This is a genomic window from Tenacibaculum insulae (genome assembly GCF_964512435.1).
GTDB lineage: Bacteria > Bacteroidota > Bacteroidia > Flavobacteriales > Flavobacteriaceae > Polaribacter > Polaribacter insulae_A.
Map to the genome: position 1 here is coordinate 166,038 of NZ_OZ208512.1, position 22,135 is coordinate 188,172.

Below are 22,135 nucleotides of genomic sequence, written 5' to 3' on the forward strand. Positions count from 1 at the left end.
CTGCTTAACCTTCGCAACAAAGCATATACAAAACCGTTACCCAACATTAGTCAGAACCTAACGAAATATGAAAAAAATAATTTTAGTATTACTATTAACCTTAACTATTAGTTGTTCAGACGATGAAAAAACTGATAAACAACTTCTAGAAAATGATAAAAGAGAACTAGTAGAAAACCTCGACTCTTATAAAGTCGCTACTTATAAATTTGGTAAAATACTAATTAGAGCTTCAGCAGAAAAAAATACAATATCACCAGAATTTCAATCTTTCAAATCTGACCTTGATAGAATATTTAATAAAGTAGTAAAATATGATTTAGAAAATCCAGAAAGTTTATCAGTATTAGATTATATTTCTATTTATCGTGATTATAAAAAAATGGAAGATTTTATAATGGAAACTGATGAAGATATATTTCCAACTTTAATAGATGCTTTTAATGTAACATATGGAGATTCTATTAGCAGACAAAGAGAATATCTAAAAGGGGAAGAAAAAATATATGTTCAAAATATTGAACATTCTGTTTTAAGTGCTATTGTAATTTTAAGCAAAGATTTAGGGAAAGAAGTATCACTTTATGAATGCTCTAAAACAAATCCAGAATTACTTCTTGATTCTGAAATAAAAACATTATTACAGTACTTTAGAGGATTCTTGTTTTTTGAAAAAGGATTGTACTATTTATCAGAAGATGAAATTTCAAGAAATATAGATTGGTTAAACAATAATAAAAAAGTGGATTTGCCATATACAAAAGCAATGTTTCAATGGGGAAATCTCGATAACGAACAAACACATCTAGGCTTTCATTCGTTAAATCACTTATTCAGAGGTTTTGATAGGCTAATGATGGAAAGAAAGATTGACGAAAAACGTGCTTTAGAAGATTTTGAAATGTTCTTGAAAGACGCTAAAGAAATTGGTTTGGATAACGAAATTGTTTGGTCTATTGAAACCTACTTATATTTAAAGAATGAAGACAACGAAAAAGCTATTGCAGCATTAACAAAACTAAAAACAAGTAAATTACTTTCTAGTGACGATAGAGAAAAAATTGATGAATCTATTGAATATGTAAAAAACAGAAAACCTGGAGTAGTGCTAAACAGCTTTTATGACAAATATTTTTTAAGTAAAATAGCTACAAAGTATATGTTTTCAATCTTATCTAAAGTAGATTGGGAAAAAGTACTGAAAGAACAGAATGTACCACATACAGAAGAAATTTTTGAAACCATTGATAATTTTAAAACTTTTGTAGAGAATTTAGAGAAGTATTCAAGTACAGAAAACTTAAAAGAAGCTGGTGAGGAAATAAAAAACAAAGGAAAAAGCCTATGGAATAAAGCAAAAGAATTAGCCGAATGATAATAACATTGGGTAACACCGTGTATAATTCATTGCTAGTTTTAGCCTACTTACGAAAATCCTCGCGGATTTTCTATTCAGTTTTTATTTGCTAACTTTAGTGCTTAAACACGCAACGAAATCATACACAAGACCGTTAGCAAAAATATAAAAATGAACTGGATAGAAACTCAAGAAAAAAGCTCAGAAATTCTTTATTCAGGAATATACTACTTGATAAATTCTGAAAAAAATAAACTAAACAATTTACCATCTTCTTTTTCTGGAATATTTTTAATATCAAATGGAATAATGAAATATATAAATTATGCAGATAATATAGAAAAATTAAAAAAAATTGAGAGTGAAAAGGAGAATTCTTATTTTTTCAGGACATACAAAGAACTTAAAAGTTATAATCCTTTAACTCCAAAAAATCTTTCTTATGAAGATTTCAAAATTCAACTATTAGAAGAAAACTTTGCAACTAGAGAATTAGTAGAATTTGGTATTGAACAAATCCCTTGTTTCTTGCAACCACAATTACACAAGAAATTAGGTTTACAGATAGGAGGAGAATACAAAGAAAAATCTTTGCCTGAAAATATTAATGACAAATTATGGCTTGAAACTTTAAAATTAAAAGAAATAATTTTTGAAGAAGGTTTTAATTACTTAGAAAACTTAAAACCCTCTAAATTAACTAGTTTAACAAATGATATAGATTTAAATAAAATAGAATATTTAAATTCTACTAATACTTTTTCTTTTCCGGGTATATTAATTATAGAACACCCTGAATATGGAGTATTTCATATTCAAGAAAGTTATAAAATGTCTGATGTTTATATGAATATAATTTCGAACAATTTTTTTAAATCTCCAGCACTAAATAAAATTTATACAATTTTAAATATTGACAAAGTTAATTACCCTCACAAACGTATTATGATTGGACGAGATTTAAATAAAGAAAAGATATCTAAATTTAAAATGGATATGAAAGTTAAATTTCTTCCTGTGAAAATAGGTCGAGTTGAATTTACTGAATTCATTAGGAATAAATATAAATCACAACAAAAATACTTTTGCTAACACCGTATATAATTTATTGCTAGTTCTAGCCTACTTACGAAAATCCTCGCGGATTTTCTATTCGGTTTTTATTTGCTAAATTACGTGCTAAACCACGCAACAAATCATATACAAAAACGTTGGCAAACATTAAAACAAACTCCAATTAAAAATGGAAAGAAAAGGAATAGCAAGTTTAATTTACGAAAGATTACAAAATAAAAATGATTTTCTTTCTGAAATTGGAAAACATAATTATAAAGAATTCACAAACCAATTAAAAATAATCATTGGTGATTTAGGTGAAGAAATGGGATATGAAGTTGCAACAAATTGCAAAAAGGAATATAATGAAAAAGAATGGTTATTTGATTTAGTTTGGTATAAAATGTATGAAAACAAGAATGAAAATATTGTTTCATCTATTGATTTAGTATTAGAATCTGAAATAAGCTATAAAACTTTTGGGCACTTCAAAATAGATTTTGACAAATTATTAATTGCAACTAAATCTACAAAAATTATGATTTTTTCAAAAGTTAACGAAACACTTATTAAAAGAATAAAAAATTACATTGAGACTTCTTTAAATATTTCGGATGATTACACAAAAGGCAATCAAATCCATTTAATACTTTGGGATGAAAATGACACAGGAGAATTTTATTTAACTTCACACTCTAAACTATAATATGGAAATAGCATTACTATTAATAACAATATTTCTTCCTCTTTATATTATTTGGGCTATATATGACCATTTTGACAAAAGAAATAGATTACTAAAATATATAAAAAAAACATTAGGTGACGAAGATTATCGAATCATCAAATCAAAAAAACATTATGTAGGTATGCCAGCTCCAATTCTAACATATTTAATGGGTAGACCAGATAAAATAAATGAAAATGTAGATTCAGAAAACATTTATCATCACTATTTATATGGTAAATTTAAGAATAGATTGGGTAATGTCAAATACAAATATCGCGTGACTTGTTTAAATGGATATGTAGAAAGCTTTGGAGATTTATAATTATGAGAAATGAACAATACAACACACTTGCAAAATTAGTTAGAAAATGGGAAAAACGTTCTCACTTTTTAGGAGTATTCTCTGTTAAAACTACAGTTATTACATCGATAATCTTATTAATCATTTTAAGCTATTTAATCAATAATGGATAATTATTTAATTTACGGAATACCTGGGTTTTTAGCTGTTTTAGCTTACTGGAAATCTAATTTTTTCATATCAAGAAGGCAAAAATATATTCACAGTCCATTTCAAGTATTACAAATTAGAATAGGAATTGCAATAGGAGTTTTTGTTATTGTTTTTAGTATAATATCAAAAATTGAATTATAATAACGATTTGCCAACACCGTATAAAATTAATTGCTGGTTTTAGCTAATTTACGAAAGTCCTCGCGGACTTTCTATCTGTGATTTATTTGCTAAATTTAGTGCTTAAACCACGCAACTAATCTTATACAACAACGTTAGCAAATATTAGAGACCGAAATACCCACAAATAGGTATTGACAAAAACTAGATGATTTTTTATATTTCGAAAATTAAAATTATATAATATGAAAAGACTTATTTTAACATTGATTATCATCATCATTACTAATCTTGGATATGCACAATCTATTGCTGGAGAATCAGTAAGTAATTGGGATGAATGTGTAAGCCTTTCGCAAACTGAATTTAAATATACTTGTTTAGGAGATGATAGAGAAAAAGGCTGGTTATCTGCTCATACAACCATTACCAATAATTGCGACCAAAGAATAAGAGTTACAGTAAAATACCAAGGTAGTTTTAAAAACGGGGAAAGTACAATAACAAAATCTGAAATTATAAAACCCAACTCTTCTGTAAAAATATATGAATGTCATGCAATCGCAAATCAAGGGTCTTGGGAAATTATAAGTGTACAATCTACCGATAGAAACTATACATCACCAGCAACTAATTCTTCTACTAGCGAAACCGAAAGTTACAACAATCAAGAAACAAATTACAACAACAATAGCAGCTACCAAAACACGCAAACAGAATCTATCTACGAAAAAAGAAGACGAGAAGCTCAAGAAGCAGAATATAGGAGAGAACAAGCAGAAAATAAGCGAAGAAATGAAGCTAAAAGGTTTCTAGATAATGAGAAAAAAAGTTATGAAAGATACAATGCATCTATGGACAAAATTGGTAAGGAAGCCAAAAATCTTATCAGTTCCGTCTTTGAAGAGTCTAATAGAGAGAGAGAGAGAAAGAGAGAAAAACAATTAAGAGAATGGGAAGAAGAAGAACGCTTAGAAGCAATTAAGCGAAAACAAAGACGAGAAAAATACCGCCGTGAAGAAGAAGAGCGCTTAAAAAAAGAAAGAATTGAAACTGCCAAAACACAATTTATGAACACATTAACGGATGCAAAAATTCCGTTATCTTACTCTAGTGCAAAGGCATACTTTATACTTTTAGCAAAAATAAATGATGAAGAAATTAAACTCTCTAAATTAACTCTTCACAAAAACTCTGACAACCAACTACCATACAAACAAGATGTTTTAAATAAATTCAAGAAAAAACATAATGTTAAAGATGTTTTTGTTTATGGAGTATATAGTTCTCAACAACAACAAGAGAGTTACTTTCAAAGTATAAAAAGAAACGCGCAGTCTAGTTATATTAATATTGGCAATGACATCACTTTTAGTTATAATAAATCAGGTACAATAAAAACTAAAACTTCAAATACTGATTTCTGGGGAAATAAGAAAAAGAAAACAACAACTACAAAAAAGAAAAGTAACGACTTTTGGAATTAATAAAAACTAACAAAATGAAAAAAATTATAACCACCACACTTTTAGTATTATCAATAATTGTTACTGCAAATGCACAAAGCAAAGAGGTTTTAGCAAGAACTTATTTTTTAAAAGCGCAAGAAGCCTATGGTAATGGAGAAAATACTAATACAGTAAAACAATTAGACAAAACAATTGAATATTTAGGAGCTACCAATGCTAAAATTGAAGCTCTGTATGTAAAAATTGCTCTTAATGAAAAAAACTACTTAGATGCGGATAAACATTTTAGCAATTATTTTAAAGAAGCAAACGAGAACCATAGTGACTATAATGACATAATTACTTTGTATGTTGATTTTAAAGAAGAAAAAGCCGCTATAAGTAAACGTAAAGACGATAATGAAAATGCAGAAATTTTTAATTTTACTACTGTAGAAACACCACCCGTGTTTTCAGGTTGTACCGGAACTAATCGTGAATTGAAATTATGTTTTTCTAAAAAAATAAGGAAATACTTTATGACTAATTTTAATGATAAAAATGTATCAAACATGCCTTCTGGTAAAGTTAAAGTTTATTTTAAATTTAACGTTGGGTTGTATGGTAATTCCTCTTTTCAAGGTTTAAGGATAAAAGATGAATTAAACAAAACTGTGACTAACCCAAGTATGAAAAAAGAAATAATTAGGCTAATAAAATCGCTACCTAAAATGAAACCTGCCATGCATAATGGCAGTAACGTAGTTCTTAAATACACAATGCCTTTATCATTTAATTTTTAGTGTTAATTAATTTCAAAAATAAACATTGTTATGAAAAAAATTATAACCACCACAATTTTAGTATTATCAATAATTGTTACTGTAAATGCACAGAGTAACGAAGTTTTAGCAAAATCTTACTTTTTAAAAGCACAAGAGGCTTATAGTAATGGAGAAAACACAACCGCACTAGAACAATTAGATAAAACCGTTGAATATTTAAGTACTACCAATGCTAAAATAGAAGCTTTATATGTAAAAATTTCGCTTAACAACAATAATTCTTTAGAAGCAGATAAACACTTAAAAAATTATTTTAAAAACGCCAATGAAGACCATAGCGATTATAATGAAATGGTTTCTTTATCTGTAGAAATTAAAGAAAAAGCTGAGGGAGAAAAAGAAAAAGAAAGACAAAGGATTTTAGACGAAAAGAAAATAATTAGAGAAGCTTTAAAAAATAAAAAACCTATCCCTATTACTATTGTAGAAAGCCCACCTATTTACCCAGGATGCGAAGGAGGAAGGAATAAACTGAAAGATTGTTTTGAAAAAAAATAAGGAGGTTTTTTACAAAAAACTTTGATTTTGAATTACTGAATAATTTAGGAATACCAAGTGGGAAAAAGAGGGTTTCTCTAGAATTTAATATTAATTCAATGGGTGAAATTTCAGAAATAATACCAAAAGCACCCCATCCTAGAATAAAAAAAGAACTAGTTAGATTAGCAAACCTTTTGCCTAAAATGAAACCTGCAAAACAAAGTGGTGAAGCTGTTAGCGTGAGATATACTCTTAAGCTAACTTTTATCATTGTTTAAAATTAACTCGATAAATAAAAATAACATTTGCTAACAACGTATAAAATTAATTGCTGGTTTTAGCCAATTTACGAAAGTTCTCGCAAACTTTCTATCTGTGTTTTATTTGCTAACTTTAGTCCTTAAAATACGCAACTAATCTTATACAAACACGTTAGCCACAAGCTGAAAAAACATTCTGCAAAAAATGACAACAACAGAAATTAGAAATATAATAGCGGAGTCTACCGAAAAAGAATGGTTCAATTCAGCTGAAGTCGAAATCCATTATCCTCACATTGAGTTTGAACAATCTTTTAAAGGGATTAGCTCAATTCATAAGTTTTTATCTAAACAAGTTTCTGGTTGGGAGGAAATCGAATCTATACCGAGTGTCTTAAATTCTTCAAAACAACACTTTACAAATCTAAAAAACCGAATTGAAAGCTTTGTGAACAGATATCAAAATCACAATGAAGCTCAATTAAATAATGGTTGGAGAACAGAACAATCTCAATTACAAAGTAATGGTAATTACTTTACGTTTGACTCTGTCTACACAAAATTCATTGTTGATTTATCAAAAAGTTTACCGAATTCAGTAAATGGAGCTTATAACTATTTAATTAAGTCAAACAATAACTTAAATGACAGAAATGCATTTATAGGTAGCATATTAGCTTACGAATTTGAATTGAAAGATAAAGCTGAAATAACTGAAAGACGAAAAAAAGAAAGAACTTCACTTAGCAAGCTAAAAACGGAATTCAAAAATCAATTAAGTGAAACTGAAACAGATTTAGTAAATCATCTAAAAAACACAAATGAAAAATATAACGAGTATTTAGAAAAGATTGAAAATCTAAAAGAAGAGAAAAAATTGCTCTTTACAAATTGGTTTGAGGGTAATGAAGAAAATAAAATTATAGGCGTAAAAGAAGAGTTTGACAATTTTAAAACAACAAAAGAATCTATTTTTAATGATTGGTTTGAAGGAACAGAAAAAGAGATAGGTGCAAAAAAGAAAGTATCTGACTTAGAGCATACCTATGAAGAACTCTTGAGGTTAAAAAAACCTGCTGAATATTGGAAAAATAGAGCTATTGAATTAAAGGAAGAAGGCTGGAAAGCTATTTATTGGTTAATTGGACTTGTAACTTTTACTTGTATTACTTTATATCTATTACTTTGGTTAACACCAGAAGGGATGTTATTGAGTTTTGTAAAAGGTAATGCCCAAGCAATAAAGTGGTCGATTATTTACGTAACTTTCATATCATTTCTAGCATTTGGAATAAGAGCATTAAATAAGGTTGCTTTTAGTTCTTTTCATTTGGCTAGAGATTCCGAAGAAAGAGAACAACTAACCTATGTTTATTTAGCGTTAATAAAAGACAATGCTGTTGATGAAAAAGATAAAAACCTTATTCTACAATCACTATTCAGTAGAGCTGAGACAGGTTTATTAAAAGATGACTCAGGTCCAACTATGCCGAGCGATATCTCAGGAAAAATATTTGGAGGAAAATAGAAAAGCCAGATGGCTAACACCGTATATAATTTATTGCTGGCTTCTCGCCTACTTACGAAAGTCCTCGCGGACTTTCTATTCGGTTTTTATTTGCTAAATTACGTGCTAAACCACGCAACAAACCATATACAAACACGTTGGCTTTAATGCTGGAGGACATTTCAAAATCGCCAATTTCAGGTATATTTAGAAAGGTATTTTCCTTAAAATCTGAAAATTATTACGGAATATTGAACTGAATAATCACTCAAACTCTGAATGAAAAATACAGCGGACTTTTTAGCTTGTTTGCGGAATCTGAACTTAATGAATAAAATCGGAATTTAGCAACTTGCGGAATTGCTCACTCAAACGCTGAATTGAAAATATTGCGGAATTTGAACAAGTTTGCGGAATTGAAAAACGTTTGAATTCACTCAACCTTAAAAAAAAATAAATTGCGGAATAAAAAAGCGACTGACAATTAGAATCGGAATAAATAATTAAGCGGATAAAAAGCACTAAAAGCCAACAACGTATAAAATTAATTGCTTAATTTAGTGCTTAACTAAAGGTCGTTGCAATTTTGTTACGTCTGATTTTCCTGCGGAAAATCCTCGCACACAAAACCGCAACTAATCTTATACAATCACGTTGGGCAACAGTTAAAATCACGTTCAAAAATTGAATATTTAGATTTAATTTGTAAATTTGAAATTATGAATTTAAGTTTAGAAAATAAAAAAATAGAGTTGATTCAATGGCTATCAACTTTGAATGACACTTCTCTAATTGACAAACTAATGAAATTAAGAGAGAAAGAGAAAAACGATTGGTGGAATGAAATTTCTGCAAGAGAAAAAGAATCTATTGAAAAAGGAATTCAAGATGCTGATAACGGAAAATTGACTTCTCACTCAAACGTGAAAGAAATTTATGAAAAGTGGTTATAAAATTCTGTGGACTAGTCATGCAATATCTGAACTAAAAGAAACTATTGAATATCTTGAGAACAAATGGACTGAAAGAGAGTTAAGAACATTCTCTGCTAAGCTAGACCATACAATAGAACTGATTTCAAAATCACCCGAAATCTTCCCTGTATCATTTGAGAAGAGAAATATTAGAAAAGCTGTTGTCGAAAAACACAATAATCTTTATTACAGAATTAATAAAAATTCGATTGAAATTATTTCTTTATTTTCAAACAGAAAAAACCCGAATAAGAGAAAACTATAAAACCGTTGCCCAACAACGTGCATAATTCATTAAGGTGGAATTTCCTTGCGGAAATTCCTCGCATTTTTATTATCTTTAGTGTAAATTCGGAAAATTGCTCACGCACTTTTCCTTAACGAAATCATGCACAAACACGTTGGCATTAAGTTGAACATATGAACGAAACAATAATATTTACAACTATAATTGGACTATTGATATTAGTTGCTACTATACTCAATCTGAAAAATAAACATCTGAAAGAAAAACAGTCAGAATTAGATATTGTTAAGGCTGAACTTAATGCAAAATATGAGGAATTACTTAAAGATGTTTCAAATATTGAAAGAAAATCTTATGAAAAAGGATATGCAGATTCGGAAAAGAAAAACAAATTGACTGTTAGAATTGACCCAATCGAACACGAATCTGGCTCAAATTGGTGGATAGTGAATAATAAAAAAATTGAAATTGGATTTGAATACTCTCTATTATATGACAATCTACCTTTAGATTTTAAACCGAGTAGACATATTCTCAAATCAATAAAAACGTCTGAAATAAACGAAGATAATTTACAGAAAATAATAAGCGGAATCGAAACAATAGAGAATTTGAAAAGTGGAACTTTTTTGGTAAATAATTCGATAAAAAATGTTAAAAGCGGATTGTTGAACAAATTCGGAAAAAAAACCTAATGCCAACAACGTGTTATATTAATAAGTCATCACAGACATTGTATTTATTGAGATAAAATGAGTAAAATTAAAAAAGGTACAACATAGGTATAACATTTATGTTCATATAATTAAATAACCTATAAGCATAAAAAAACGCTTCTAAATTAATAGAAACGTTTTTCATCATGTATTTATGCTTAAAGTTATTAAGCTGCCGTACCAGAGCCTAAATACACACTATTTGATACTGTTTTACCATCTTCAGATACAAACGCCATAAACAACTCTACCGTATCCCCTGCATAAGTGCCTGGTATAGTAACGATTTGAGAACCTACTGTTCTATCAGCACCATCAAGAATAGAAATTGATTCTTTCTTACTTGGATTATAAACCAATACCATAGCTTTATCAGTTGTATTTGCATTTCCTTCTGCTGAGTTATCATCCCAACCAAAAGAGACTTGTCCTGCATTAGTTAAATCAGTTGTACCATTTAAAACACCAGACAAACCACCTCTACTTAATAAAGCTAAAGAATAATCAATCATGAAGTTTGGCGCGATACCTCCTACTGCATTATTTAACACATAAGACATAGCTGCATTAAATTCCGTTTTCTTGGTTGCAAATGCCTTATAACCAATTTTAATAAAACCTTTATTAGCCTGTAAGTATTCCAATGTAATAGTAAATTTATTACGTTGATTTACTTGCCCTTCTGTACGTGGGTTCGCCACGCTTGATGGTTTGATTCTTAAATAATCAATACCTTTCCAATTACCTCCGATAACGTTTCCTACTTTACCTGATAATCCTCCTAAAATACCTTGAGAAATTTTCCCCATTACTATAACAATTTTAAATTAATACTCGTTCGGATTTGGTACGGACTTGATATTGCTTTTAAACTTTGTTTACTCCTCTAATATAACCAAAATAATGCCATTTTGCTACTGTTTTTAGTCGTTTAGATGCCTTTGCATTATCCTTCTTTAGTTTGCATCAAGTTGAAACAATTACGTATATATGCGACCTTTAAAACTGCCATTTTATCAATGACATTTTGTAACTCTTTTTCTTTTTTACTGATAACCTCAACTGCTTTAATATGTTTTTGCATTATATCCTCTGCATTATAATTTGATTTTAAACTGCTTTTAAGCGTTTTTCTGCAATCATCTATTGATATAAACGGAATAACACTACCTTTTAAATAATAAGCGTAAAAACCGCCTATTTGTAGCATCATAGATAAGTGAAAAAGTGTGTTTTTCTTTTTTTCGGTTGATGTTGTTACAACAAAACAATTAGGACAAGGATTTGAGAGCGGTTTTCCGCTGTTTAGACCTTTGTTTAGTATAAAAAAATGAGGGTTCGAGTACGTTTTTCCGATTCGGTGTGTTTTCAGTTCAAAAGTTGACATAGCTATCCAATTAAAAATTTGCTTCGCTACGCTTCGCGCCATTATTTTTGGAAAAGAAAGAAAAAAGATGTGCTATGTAAAAGTGCCTTGGATAAGACTGTCAAGGTTTTTGGATAAAAGTTTTTTGAGTTAAAATGTTTAATGAAAAAGTAGAATTATTGTAAAAAAAGTTTTATTCAAAACCCGTAGGGCTTGACCTTTACAGGCTTTTAGCGTCGGCTGAAGCTAGGCACTTATATTTGCTACCTTTTTTATTCTTCTTTGTTACCAATATTGTTGTTCTCTTTTTTATTTTTTAACGAAGTGAAACAAACAAATACTTGAGGTAAGGAATTCTTGACTTAACGATGGTTTTGTGCAGCTTGAATGAGCTAAGAAATAAAAACAATAGTAAAATACGTAGTGCGCTGGCAGTAGCGGAAATATGTGTGTGCTTATTTATTAATTGCTACCACTGTTTTTACTTGATTATCGTTTTAATTTAAAATTTCGTTTTTTGCTTATATGTTTGTGTAAATAAGCATACTCTTATTTGGCTATTTTTTATTTTTATAGGTGTTTTATCTATTTGTTTAATAGTTTTTATACTTAGCTAACTATACTAAATACTTGCTTTTAAATTACTGAAAAACACTTATAAAATTAATGCATAAGATTGGAATTATTGTATTGCACCCTAACTATTGTTATTGTGTCTGGTTGTATGCGGCTGATGTGCGGCTATTTTACATAATGACCGTTATAGACCCTGTAGTTTACGAAAGAGGACTATAACTACGCATTATGTAAACATAGCTTTGGGTTGTTTTTATGGCGTAATAGTTGTTTGAGCGTTGGCAATGGCTCTTTGCTTTTTTATTGTACTAATTTCTTAAAATAACTACTTTTAAATAAAACAAGCAATGTGCCATTATAGCGTTGGCTACAATTATTGTGACATAAAAACAACTATGCAGTGGCGAGGGGAACAACACAAAAAACAGAGGATTTTGAGGTACGAGAAAACTGGGTTTTGGGTTGTGGGGATTTATAATAATTTATTCAGCTCTTCTTTTACAAGGTTTAGCTTACTATTTAAAGGTTGCTTTTTATTAAACTGTTTCGTTCTCTTTATTTGAGCTTCAAATCTATTAATTTGATTCGTTAAGTCTTGTATTTTTTGTTCTTTTTCAATTAGTTCTTTTAAATCCTTTTTAGAATTTGCTTCAAAATTATTAGTAATTTGAAAACAAAAATCACTAAATACTTTATCTAAACTTTCCTTTAATACAATGCTATATTTACTTGATGCGCTATCAAACCAATCTGTTTTAAATACCCAATCTACTACAGCATTATTTTCATTAACAGGATGTGCGTGTTTTTGTGATGTATACAGCATTACCTCATCATTAAATGATATAATAAATATGATATGGTAAGGAATTGCTTTTTCTATAATAGGTAATACCGATTCAATATTTTTTCGTTGTTTTAATTTGATTTCAAATATTTGAATTTCCTGAACTTCAATACCTTCTAAATTAATGGTATCTGATGCTAATTTGTTTTGCCATCGTATCTTATCAACTACATCTACAAACAACTGTTTTTGTTTAGTTGTTGCATACTCGTAAAAAGCATTTTTTGGAATACTCTTATCCTTTATAGTTTGTATGGGTAATTGAAAAAAACTCATTTACTTAATGACTAAAAATGAAATTAACTTAAAATCTTCTATACCCTTAATTTGACTTTTCCCTGCAGCAGTACCACCTGCTTTAAATAAGCTTAAAACTTCTTTTTCTTCTTCTGTTTCTACTATAGAGGCGATACTTTGTTTTAATAGATTAGAGTATGCTGACATATCTTTATACTCATTGGTTTCCATCTCAAAAGATTTACAAACTTCAACCAATGGTTCTTTTTTGTCTTTACATAACATTCTAAAAACATCTAGTGTTTTTTTACCTTCTAAATGACCAAAATTAATATCTCCATTTTGTTTAATATACACCATATAATATGGATGCAAACGGTTCATTTTATCAATATTAACTGCTGAATTTACATTCTTTAACACATAAACAACACCTCTTTCAAAAAACTCGTTTGCTTCTGTTATAGCGTGTAAACCTTCTGGAATGTTTTTTAACTCTCCAAATTTTTTAATATAGTTGGATAGATCTATTCTAAAATCATTTAAACCTAAATCTGTAATGCTAACCCCTTCTCTTAAATCTTCTAAATCGACTACTTCTTCTTGTAGTTTTTTTAATTGAATTTTACGGTATTCTAAATCTTTATCTTCTGTATTTAAAATGTTATCATCACCAGTACTTGCCATATTACTAATTAACATTCTATTTTCTACTCTAGATTTTAAATTAATATAATTATCTAAAGTAATATCAGGCCAAAAGTTAACCATAGTAATATTTGCATTGGTTGAACCAATTCTATCAATACGACCGAAACGCTGAATGATACGTACAGGATTCCAATGAATATCATAATTGATAAGAAAATCACAATCTTGTAAATTTTGACCTTCAGAAATACAATCTGTAGCTATTAAAATATCTATTTCTTCTTGAATATTAGGATGTAGTTGTTGTTTACTTTTAGAGCGAGGTGAAAAACAAGTTAATAATGTGTTTAAGTCTGTAGGTATTTCTTTAGTTGTACATTTACGTTTACTACCTGTAATTAATGCCGTATTTAAACCATAAAAGGTTTTAAACTCTGATTTTAAACTATCGTATAAATAATTAGCTGTATCTGCAAATGCAGTAAATATGATTACTTTCTTGTTATTGGGATTTAATGGTTTCTCTATTTTTCCTTTTACTAAGTCTTTTAAATCTTTTAATTTAAAATCTAAGTCATTTTTAACAGGTTTAATTTCTGAAAGTAATTGATTTAAAATAGCAACATCAGCACTTAAATCTTCTTTCCAGCGTCTACCATCCATATCTGCAATATGAACTTTTACTTTTTTACCAATAACATTTTCTTCATCACCCCAATCTGCATCCCAATCCATATCATTGGTTACATTAGCTTGCAATCCTGAAAAGGTATTATCCTCCCCTTTTTCTATAGCATTTATAGCGTTATTAATTTGTCCTAAAATATTCTGAACCGTTAATCTAAATGCATACACTGAACTTTCAATACGTTTTAACAAATTCATACGCATTAAAATCTTTAAACTCGATTCTCTATCAATTTGAGCAAATTTACTCGTACCTGCTTTTACCTTTTTATCGTATAAATCTGCATACAATTGTACTTTACTTGGTAAAATATAACTTAAAGGTGAATATACTGAAAGGTTTAATAATGTTAACTTTTCAGCAATTTCTATATAGTTTGTCCCTGTATTTTCGGTTAATGCACTTTGTTTAGAAATTGGCTTGTTACGTTTTGGGAACTCTCCAATATCTGAAGTATCGTAATAGGTTGTAATGTGTTTTCTAGAACGCGCTATGGTTAAACTGTCTAAAATTTCAAAGAAATCGAAATCTAACATTTCTAATAACTTTTCAGTCGTTCTATTTTCCGTTTCAAATTTAGACCAACTATTAAAAGCTAATTGTGCTCTTCTAAAAACGGTATCAACCCCTCTTTCTGTATCTAATTTTTCATCTATCTTTTCTGAAGCACCTTCATAAGCTAATGCTAATTGGTTTTTTAAATCGTTAAATCTATTATTAACAGGTGTAGCTGATAACATTAATACCTTTGTTTCAATACCTTCTTGCATAATTTTACGCAGTAACTTCTGGTATCTATTTTCCTTACCAACAGATGTATTGTTATTTCTAAAATTATGAGATTCATCAATAACTACTAAACCATAATTACCCCAATTTACATTTTCTAAATTACGACCATTACTCATTCCTCTTTCCCTAGATAAATCGGTATGAAATAATACATCGTATCTAAATCTATCTTTAGATAAAATATTGTCTTTATCATTTTGTCGATAGGTATTCCAATTGGCTTCTAGCTTTTTAGGACAAAGTACTAATACATCTTTATTCCTTTTTTCATAATATTTAATAACCCCTAAAGCTGAGAATGTTTTCCCTAAACCAACACTATCTGCAATTATACAGCCGTTATATTTCTCTAATTTATTAATAGCACCAATTACTGCATCCTTTTGGAAATTATATAGTTTAGACCATACAACGGTATCTTTAAACCCAATTTCATCATTCGGTAAATTTTCCATTGCAATATCATCTAGAAAATCACTAAATATATTATACAGTGTTATAAAATAAATAAACTCAGGACTATTTTCTTTAAACGCATTTTCAAAATACTCTTGCACAAAACTGGTAACATCTTGTAAGCTTTCTTGATTATCCCAAATTTGATTAAACCAATCTAAATAGGCATTACTTTGTGGAAAATCTACTTTTTGTATTAGTGTTGGAAATCCTTTTTTATGGCTTACTCCTAAATCTGAAGTTGTGAAGCCATTGATATTAGCAAATGCAGCACCTTGAGCATCATTATCGACGTGAATTAAACCATTTAAAGGTGTTGCACTGTTTTTATTAGATTTAAAGGTTACTTTATCCTTTACCCATTGCGAGCACTCTTTAGCAATTGCTTTTTGGTTTAGCTCATTTTTTAATCTTAATTCAAACTCACCACCGCATAAATTGGCTTCATTGAAAATATGAGGAATGTAAAACTCTCTAGATTCTTTATCTAGTTTTTCTTTAATAAACGTAGGCGAAGTAAAAATAAATTTCAACTCTTCTATGCTTTTCAATTCTTTTTTTAAAGCTTCAAAAGCATAAATAGAAAAAGAAGAAGCTGCAATTGCTACCTTACTTCCTTTTTGTATTTCAGTTTTTAATTCATCGTTTAAGCGATGATTTACATTATCTATAATTTTCATAAAACGCAATTAATAAGACCAAACCTCCAGAACTGATTTTACCAAATCACTAGCTCTTTTTTCAATTTCCTTTTCTTCCCAATTCTCTTTGTCAATAAAATATGTATTCAACTTTAAAGTGGATTGTTTAGCTATCTCTATTTTTTTCACTTGAAAACTATTGTTGCTGACAGATGGATTTAGGGCTTCTGTAAGAATTGTTAAGTTACCTATACTATGTAAAGCCTTATTTCTCTTTTCAATCTTGTGATAAAAACCATTTGAATCTTCTTCTGTCATTACAGCGTGTTTAGCTATTTCAAATTCTTCTATTGGAATAAATCTACCCTCTAAAGCCCAATTTTCAAACCATTTTTGTGGCAGTAAATGTTCTATTGTTAAACCTTCATTTACAAAATCAATTTTCTCTTGTTTTTTACCTCTTTTGTGCTTTTCAATCTCTAACAAGATGTTACACAAACTCTTTGATTTCCCTTTTTCTTCTCTATATATTGGTCTATCAAGTAATTTTTCTTTAACGATAACATCTGTAGGCCATAAGTTTGATTCACCAGTTTTAGATTTTAAAAACGTAAGAAAACTATCTGCTGTTTTATTTTGATTTAAAAACTTAATAAAGTCTAGAAAAACATTGTTATAATTTTTAGTTGTGTAACCACATAAAAATCTTCTTGTTATGTAAGAATCTAATGCTTGATAAATTTGTTCTTTATCTATACTATTTATTTGACTATCTCCTTCTACAGCTAATAACAAAGGATATATTGTGGTGATTCCCATATCTTTCAATCTTGATGAGAACCTGCCAAACACGCTACTATTATTAGGATTTACTATTTTTTTAAAGATTAAACTGAAACGATTTAATTCTTTTAATTCTTCTTCAATATTTTGAAAAGAAGACTTATTTACGATATAAAATTTATATTGATAAAACACTTGATCATACCTTATGTCTGCGTTTAATTTAAGTGTTAAATAATCAATTATAAAAAACTGTAAAAAAGTACCATAATATCTTCCTCGACTTGTTTTATCGTGCCATTTAAACTCAGAACTAGCGTTATCAAATTCATCCCAATACTTGTCATAAACAGCATCTAAATCAGTATCATTTTTGTTTACACGCATAAAAACATAATTGCGTATTAAATCTGTTTCTGTTAATGATGCACCACGACCATTCATTGTCTCAAAAATCATTTGAGGATCATCATTTTGGTCTAAATTTATCTCAACAAATTGAAAATCTCTTTTTAAAGTTAATAGCAACTTAGGAATAAGTTCCTCTAAAGATTCTGAAGATTCTTGAATTACATTCTCAATTTTATCATAAAAAAAAAGATACGCAGAAAGCATTCTATATCTTCTTTTAGCTTCGTTCTTATAAGTTTTCCAACCAAAACCATATTCATTAAGAATTGGATTTACCAATAATTCTTGCACCTCATCGAAAGTATTGTCGAGTATTATTTTAAACTCTTCATTGTTGAATTTTGTAGGAACTAGCTTATGTTTTTGATTTTCATAATCCTTTTGACCATACACTTTATCGTTGAATAATAATTTTTCTAAATCATTTAATAAATCTTTATCTCCTACGTGTTTTCTACAAATTTCTCTAAATGCCGTAACAAATAACTGAAATGTTGTTAAACGTTGTTGACCATCAATTACACTATAAGTAGATACAGAACTAGTAGTTGTAGCTTCTTGAAACAAAACAATTGAACCTGTATAATGCGGATGGTTTTTATTTTGATTAGAACGTTCGTTAAACTTATTTATAAAATCGTCCCATAGCGGTTGCCATTGGTCAGTTTCATTCCAAACATAATGCCTCTGAAATACAGGTATTCTAAATTTTATCTGTTTGTTAAATAAGTCTTCTAATCTTGGTTTTCCTAAATTCATATTTTTTTTTTGATTGATTTAATTTAAGGTTACCATTTCCATCATTTTCTCGTAATTACTCACCTTACTAAATTTTATTTCTCCTTCTCCAATTGCTGCAAAATGCTCTTCTGCACAATGAATTTTTAAAGCTTCTATACCACGTAAATCATTTGCATTATCAGAACCTTTGGTTTCCGCTACAAAGTAAATTTCGCGAACTTTATCTTTATCAAAAACTATTGCCCAATCAGGACTGTATCTTCCTGTTTTATCTCCTGTAGGAATGGTTATGTAAAAGTCTTTTGGTAATTTGGCAAATACAGATACCTCAACACTATTACTTAGGGCTTCTGCAAATTCTTTTTCTATGTTAGAATCTGAAATTACATAATCGTAAATATGATTTTTTACTTGTTGTGCGTTTCTATCTACTGTAACATCATTGGTAAATACTGTTTTAGAATCGAAACGATCTTCTGTTTTATGAAACGTGATGTTATTTAATATTAAACTTGCTTTTACTTCATTTATTAATGTAGCAATTTTAGCAATAAACTCTTCTGGGTTTTTACGTAATAAGACAAATTTCTGTGGACTTATTTTTTTTAACACTTCTACAATTGTTCTACGTGTTAAATTGGTATTGTTTACAATTTCGCCTACAATATCGTATACTGTATCTGTGTATAAATCTGCATTTAGTTTTTTAGACTCTCTATTGGTTTGTTTAAAGCCTTCCTTACTTTGTAACTCTTCTTTATTACTGTCTTTAAGAAAACCAGTTTTAATTTCGTACACTCTATCAGAAATATGTAAATCTGCATTTAGACGTATTACACTATCTGCTATTAGTTTTTCAGAATTAAACTTAACCTCATAGATGGTTTTTATATTGATTTTACTCCACAAATCCTGAAACTCTTTTTTATGGAAATTTTTATTTAGTGTCACCGTTATTTTATCTCTATCATTTTCAGGTTTTATCATTTCACCAGTGTACACTGATTTTAATAATTTGGTAATCCCTTCTCTAAACGGTTCTAAATTTTCTGGTAAGGTTACTTTGTTTTGCTCTATCGCCTCTTTTCCTTCGGTTGTAATTTTATCATCTTCATCAATAATATCATTCTTGTATAAAATCTTGTTTAGTTTTTTAGCTGTATCTTTATCTATGCGCATTTCTACACCCATAGCATCTGTAACCAACTTGCCAACAAAAAATTCTACTTCTGCTTTTTGAGGTCTGTCTTTTAAAGTTGCTGCAATTTCTGATTGCAAGCCTTTTGCAAAATCCTCATAACTTTCAGAAGCAATAATGGTTAATTTGTTAATGTGGTGTACATTCTCGCCAACGGTATCATAATCTTGACGAATACCTTCTTTATTGACACACAAACGCATACCACGACCAACTTCTTGACGTCTTCTAATAGTAGCTTCTGAATGTTTTAAAGCACAAATTTGAAATACATTAGGATTATCCCAACCTTCTTTTAAGGCGGAATGTGAAAAGATAAAACGTGTAGGCTCATCCATACTTAACAAGCGTTCTTTATCTTTCATTATTAAATCGTATGCCGAAATATCGTCTGAATCTTCTTTACCACGCTTTACTGTTGGATCTATAAACTTTTTCTTTTTATCTATAGAAAAGTACCCATTGTGAATAACGTCTGCTTTATCTCTATCTAAAAACTCTGCATATGCACTAGGAAAATATGCTTTACGTGCAGTACCAGGATCTGTATCTTTTAAGTAGTCGTTGTATTCTTGTTGAAATAAATCTAAGAAATCGCTTTTTACCTTATTATATTCTTCTTCAAATATCTTCGCATATTCACCTAAAACTTGCTCGCCATTTTCGTCATATTTACGGTATTTGTCTACCGTATCAATAAAAAATAAGGATAAGACTTTTACACCTCTAGCATACAATTCTTTCTCTTTATGTAAGTGTGACAAAATGGTTTCTCTAATTTGAATACGCCTGAAGGCCTGCTCGTCTAAATCTCCCAATGCTTCACCAGCTTGTAGTGTTACCCCATTTACAGAAATTGTATTAGAAGCACCATTAATATCTGTAATTAAACAATTTTTATATTGTGGCATTTCGCCAGATAACTCGTAAAGATTTGTACCTTCTTGTAACCGCTCTCGTTTACGTTTTACTCCTGTACCTTGTCTTTTTTCGTATTCTACAATAGCTACTGGTGGCTTGCCTGCTTTAATAGCAATTTGTTCTAAATATATATAGCCTGTAGTACCTGTAGAACCTTTTAAATTAATCCCTTTAACGTGTATTTTTTTGACTAACTTTTTACTGTATGCATCTATAGCATCTAAACGGTATACCTTATTGTATTCTTCTTTATGTGTTGCAGAATAACGGATCGTAAATAGCGGATTAAAATCCTGCATACTCTCTAAGGTTTTTTTACCATCTACCGATTGTGGCTCATCAATAACAAGAATTGGGTTGGTTTGCGCAATAATATCTATAGGACGTCTGGATTGAAAACCATCTATTTCTGCATAAATACGTCTTGCATCTTTACCACGAGCATTAAAGGCTTGTGTATTAATAATCATTACACTGATACGATTATCTGATGCAAAATTTTCTATATCTGTAGGCTTCTTAGAGTTGTAAATAAATGGTGCTATTTTATGCCCATACTTTTCTTGAAAGTGCGTTTGCGTTACCTCAAACGATTTATATACTCCTTCTCTAATAGCTACACTAGGTACAATAATAATAAATTTAGACCAACCGTATTGCGCGTGTAACTCGTACATTGTACGAATGTAGGTATAGGTTTTACCTGTACCCGTTTCCATTTCTATAGTAAGGTTAATTCCTTTTTTTTGAACCTTTGGTTTTTCTAAAGCTTCACTTTCTCTAATATCATTACTACTCTGAACATTTTTTATGTTTTGTAGCAATTGATTGTCTGTAATAGAAATTAACTTGTTACGATAGCCAATATTTTCGTTTACTTCTTCTTCAAACTGTAAGGTATTTACTCCTTTAGCTGCTTGTTGTGCTTTGTGTAATAAAGCTTTACTGCGCTCTAAAGTAAAATGGTTTACCCCTTTTTCTTGCCCTAAAAAGCAATTCGTAATTGCTTTTACAGCCTCTACTTGAAATTGTTGTTCTTTAAACTGTAATTTCATTCTCTTAATTTATTACTTAACTTATCGTAAATTCTACTTACAAAAAACTATTATTATTACAAGACTAACTGTAAAACTTAGTTTTATCCTAAAATTAAACTTATATCAATATAACAAATCTAAAAACTCATTAAAACTATTGGTAATTTCTATTACTTCATTAATTTCATGATCATAGAAAACAACATTTGGATTTTCTTCATTCACATAATTAAAACAGATGTAATTACCAAAACCATCTTCACCAAATGGAATCATTTTATTTACACTATATGTCTTAAGTCTTTTATAGACTGCAACTACATTGTTCTTTTCCTCAAAACTATAATCTATTAAAGAGTCAAAAAACTTTCCTTTTTCATTTTTTAAGTCATATGAATTTTTACTTGGTCTTGCACCGTTATTTTGCTTAATCAAAGCAACAAATTCAATTGGTAATTTTACAGATAACTCTTGCTCAATAAGTTTAATTTGAGAATTATCTAAGCTATTTTTTTTAAACTTCCACTCCATAATTG

The 22,135-nt window shown here is 29.2% G+C and carries 21 protein-coding genes; 14 read left to right on the top strand and 7 right to left on the bottom strand.

The window, feature by feature from the left end; genetic code table 11:
* The first annotated feature begins 67 nt into the window (after positions 1–67).
* The 14 genes from ACN5J5_RS00685 (at position 68) to ACN5J5_RS00750 (ending at position 10,233) form a co-directional block, all read left to right on the top strand.
* Positions 68–1,375 carry a short-chain dehydrogenase gene (locus ACN5J5_RS00685; protein WP_418645440.1) on the top strand — a complete coding sequence of 436 codons (1,308 nt, stop codon included), beginning with the start codon at positions 68–70 and terminating at the stop codon, positions 1,373–1,375.
* Between the two features lie 153 nt (positions 1,376–1,528).
* The gene (locus ACN5J5_RS00690; protein ID WP_418645441.1) at positions 1,529–2,449 is read left to right on the top strand and encodes a hypothetical protein; all 921 of its coding nucleotides are present in this window, start codon (positions 1,529–1,531) and stop codon (positions 2,447–2,449) included.
* A gap of 151 nt (positions 2,450–2,600) precedes the next feature.
* Positions 2,601–3,119, top strand: coding sequence for a hypothetical protein (locus ACN5J5_RS00695; protein ID WP_418645442.1), 519 nt, complete (start codon positions 2,601–2,603; stop codon positions 3,117–3,119).
* A 1-nt stretch (position 3,120) separates the two neighbouring features.
* Positions 3,121–3,465 (top strand): hypothetical protein, encoded by a 345-nt coding sequence (locus ACN5J5_RS00700; protein WP_418645443.1) that lies wholly within the window; start codon positions 3,121–3,123, stop codon positions 3,463–3,465.
* 2 nt (positions 3,466–3,467) lie between these two features.
* A complete protein-coding gene (locus tag ACN5J5_RS00705) occupies positions 3,468–3,617 on the top strand; it encodes a hypothetical protein (protein WP_418645444.1) in 150 nt (49 codons plus the stop codon).
* Positions 3,610–3,798 carry a hypothetical protein gene (locus ACN5J5_RS00710; RefSeq protein ID WP_418645445.1) on the top strand — a complete coding sequence of 63 codons (189 nt, stop codon included), beginning with the start codon at positions 3,610–3,612 and terminating at the stop codon, positions 3,796–3,798. Before ACN5J5_RS00705 ends, ACN5J5_RS00710 begins: the two co-directional genes overlap by 8 nt.
* A gap of 224 nt (positions 3,799–4,022) precedes the next feature.
* The gene (locus ACN5J5_RS00715; protein WP_418645446.1) at positions 4,023–5,264 is read left to right on the top strand and encodes a hypothetical protein; all 1,242 of its coding nucleotides are present in this window, start codon (positions 4,023–4,025) and stop codon (positions 5,262–5,264) included.
* Positions 5,265–5,278: 14 nt separating this feature from the next.
* Positions 5,279–6,028 (top strand): hypothetical protein, encoded by a 750-nt coding sequence (locus tag ACN5J5_RS00720; RefSeq protein WP_418645447.1) that lies wholly within the window; start codon positions 5,279–5,281, stop codon positions 6,026–6,028.
* A 30-nt stretch (positions 6,029–6,058) separates the two neighbouring features.
* Complete coding sequence (locus tag ACN5J5_RS00725; protein ID WP_418645448.1) at positions 6,059–6,568, top strand: hypothetical protein; 510 nt, start codon at positions 6,059–6,061, stop codon at positions 6,566–6,568.
* A gap of 98 nt (positions 6,569–6,666) precedes the next feature.
* Positions 6,667–6,828, top strand: a complete 162-nt coding sequence (locus tag ACN5J5_RS00730) for a hypothetical protein (protein WP_418645449.1) — start codon at positions 6,667–6,669, stop codon at positions 6,826–6,828.
* Positions 6,829–7,015: 187 nt separating this feature from the next.
* Complete coding sequence (locus ACN5J5_RS00735; RefSeq protein ID WP_418645450.1) at positions 7,016–8,338, top strand: DUF6161 domain-containing protein; 1,323 nt, start codon at positions 7,016–7,018, stop codon at positions 8,336–8,338.
* A 698-nt stretch (positions 8,339–9,036) separates the two neighbouring features.
* Positions 9,037–9,270, top strand: coding sequence for a hypothetical protein (locus ACN5J5_RS00740; RefSeq protein WP_418645451.1), 234 nt, complete (start codon positions 9,037–9,039; stop codon positions 9,268–9,270).
* Positions 9,254–9,556, top strand: a complete 303-nt coding sequence (locus ACN5J5_RS00745; RefSeq protein ID WP_418645452.1) for a type II toxin-antitoxin system RelE/ParE family toxin — start codon at positions 9,254–9,256, stop codon at positions 9,554–9,556. Before ACN5J5_RS00740 ends, ACN5J5_RS00745 begins: the two co-directional genes overlap by 17 nt.
* A gap of 155 nt (positions 9,557–9,711) precedes the next feature.
* Positions 9,712–10,233: a hypothetical protein gene (locus tag ACN5J5_RS00750; RefSeq protein ID WP_418645453.1), complete on the top strand. Its 522-nt coding sequence runs from the start codon at positions 9,712–9,714 to the stop codon at positions 10,231–10,233.
* Positions 10,234–10,421: 188 nt separating this feature from the next.
* Here ACN5J5_RS00750 and ACN5J5_RS00755 read toward each other — a convergent pair whose 3' ends face one another.
* From ACN5J5_RS00755 to ACN5J5_RS00785, 7 genes are all read right to left on the bottom strand, one after another.
* Positions 10,422–11,063, bottom strand: coding sequence for a DUF6266 family protein (locus ACN5J5_RS00755; protein WP_418645454.1), 642 nt, complete (start codon positions 11,061–11,063; stop codon positions 10,422–10,424).
* A 137-nt stretch (positions 11,064–11,200) separates the two neighbouring features.
* Positions 11,201–11,683 (bottom strand): DUF6943 family protein, encoded by a 483-nt coding sequence (locus ACN5J5_RS00760; RefSeq protein WP_418645455.1) that lies wholly within the window; start codon positions 11,681–11,683, stop codon positions 11,201–11,203.
* Between the two features lie 985 nt (positions 11,684–12,668).
* Positions 12,669–13,319 (bottom strand): DUF4391 domain-containing protein, encoded by a 651-nt coding sequence (locus ACN5J5_RS00765; protein WP_418645456.1) that lies wholly within the window; start codon positions 13,317–13,319, stop codon positions 12,669–12,671.
* On the bottom strand, positions 13,320–16,547 hold the full coding sequence (locus ACN5J5_RS00770; RefSeq protein WP_418645457.1) for a helicase-related protein: 3,228 nt from the start codon (positions 16,545–16,547) through the stop codon (positions 13,320–13,322).
* Between the two features lie 9 nt (positions 16,548–16,556).
* Positions 16,557–18,461 (bottom strand): DUF262 domain-containing protein, encoded by a 1,905-nt coding sequence (locus ACN5J5_RS00775; protein ID WP_418645458.1) that lies wholly within the window; start codon positions 18,459–18,461, stop codon positions 16,557–16,559.
* Positions 18,462–18,479: 18 nt separating this feature from the next.
* Complete coding sequence (locus tag ACN5J5_RS00780; protein ID WP_418645459.1) at positions 18,480–21,617, bottom strand: type III restriction-modification system endonuclease; 3,138 nt, start codon at positions 21,615–21,617, stop codon at positions 18,480–18,482.
* Between the two features lie 105 nt (positions 21,618–21,722).
* Positions 21,723–22,130, bottom strand: a complete 408-nt coding sequence (locus tag ACN5J5_RS00785) for an SMI1/KNR4 family protein (RefSeq protein WP_418645460.1) — start codon at positions 22,128–22,130, stop codon at positions 21,723–21,725.
* Positions 22,131–22,135: the final 5 nt, after the last annotated feature.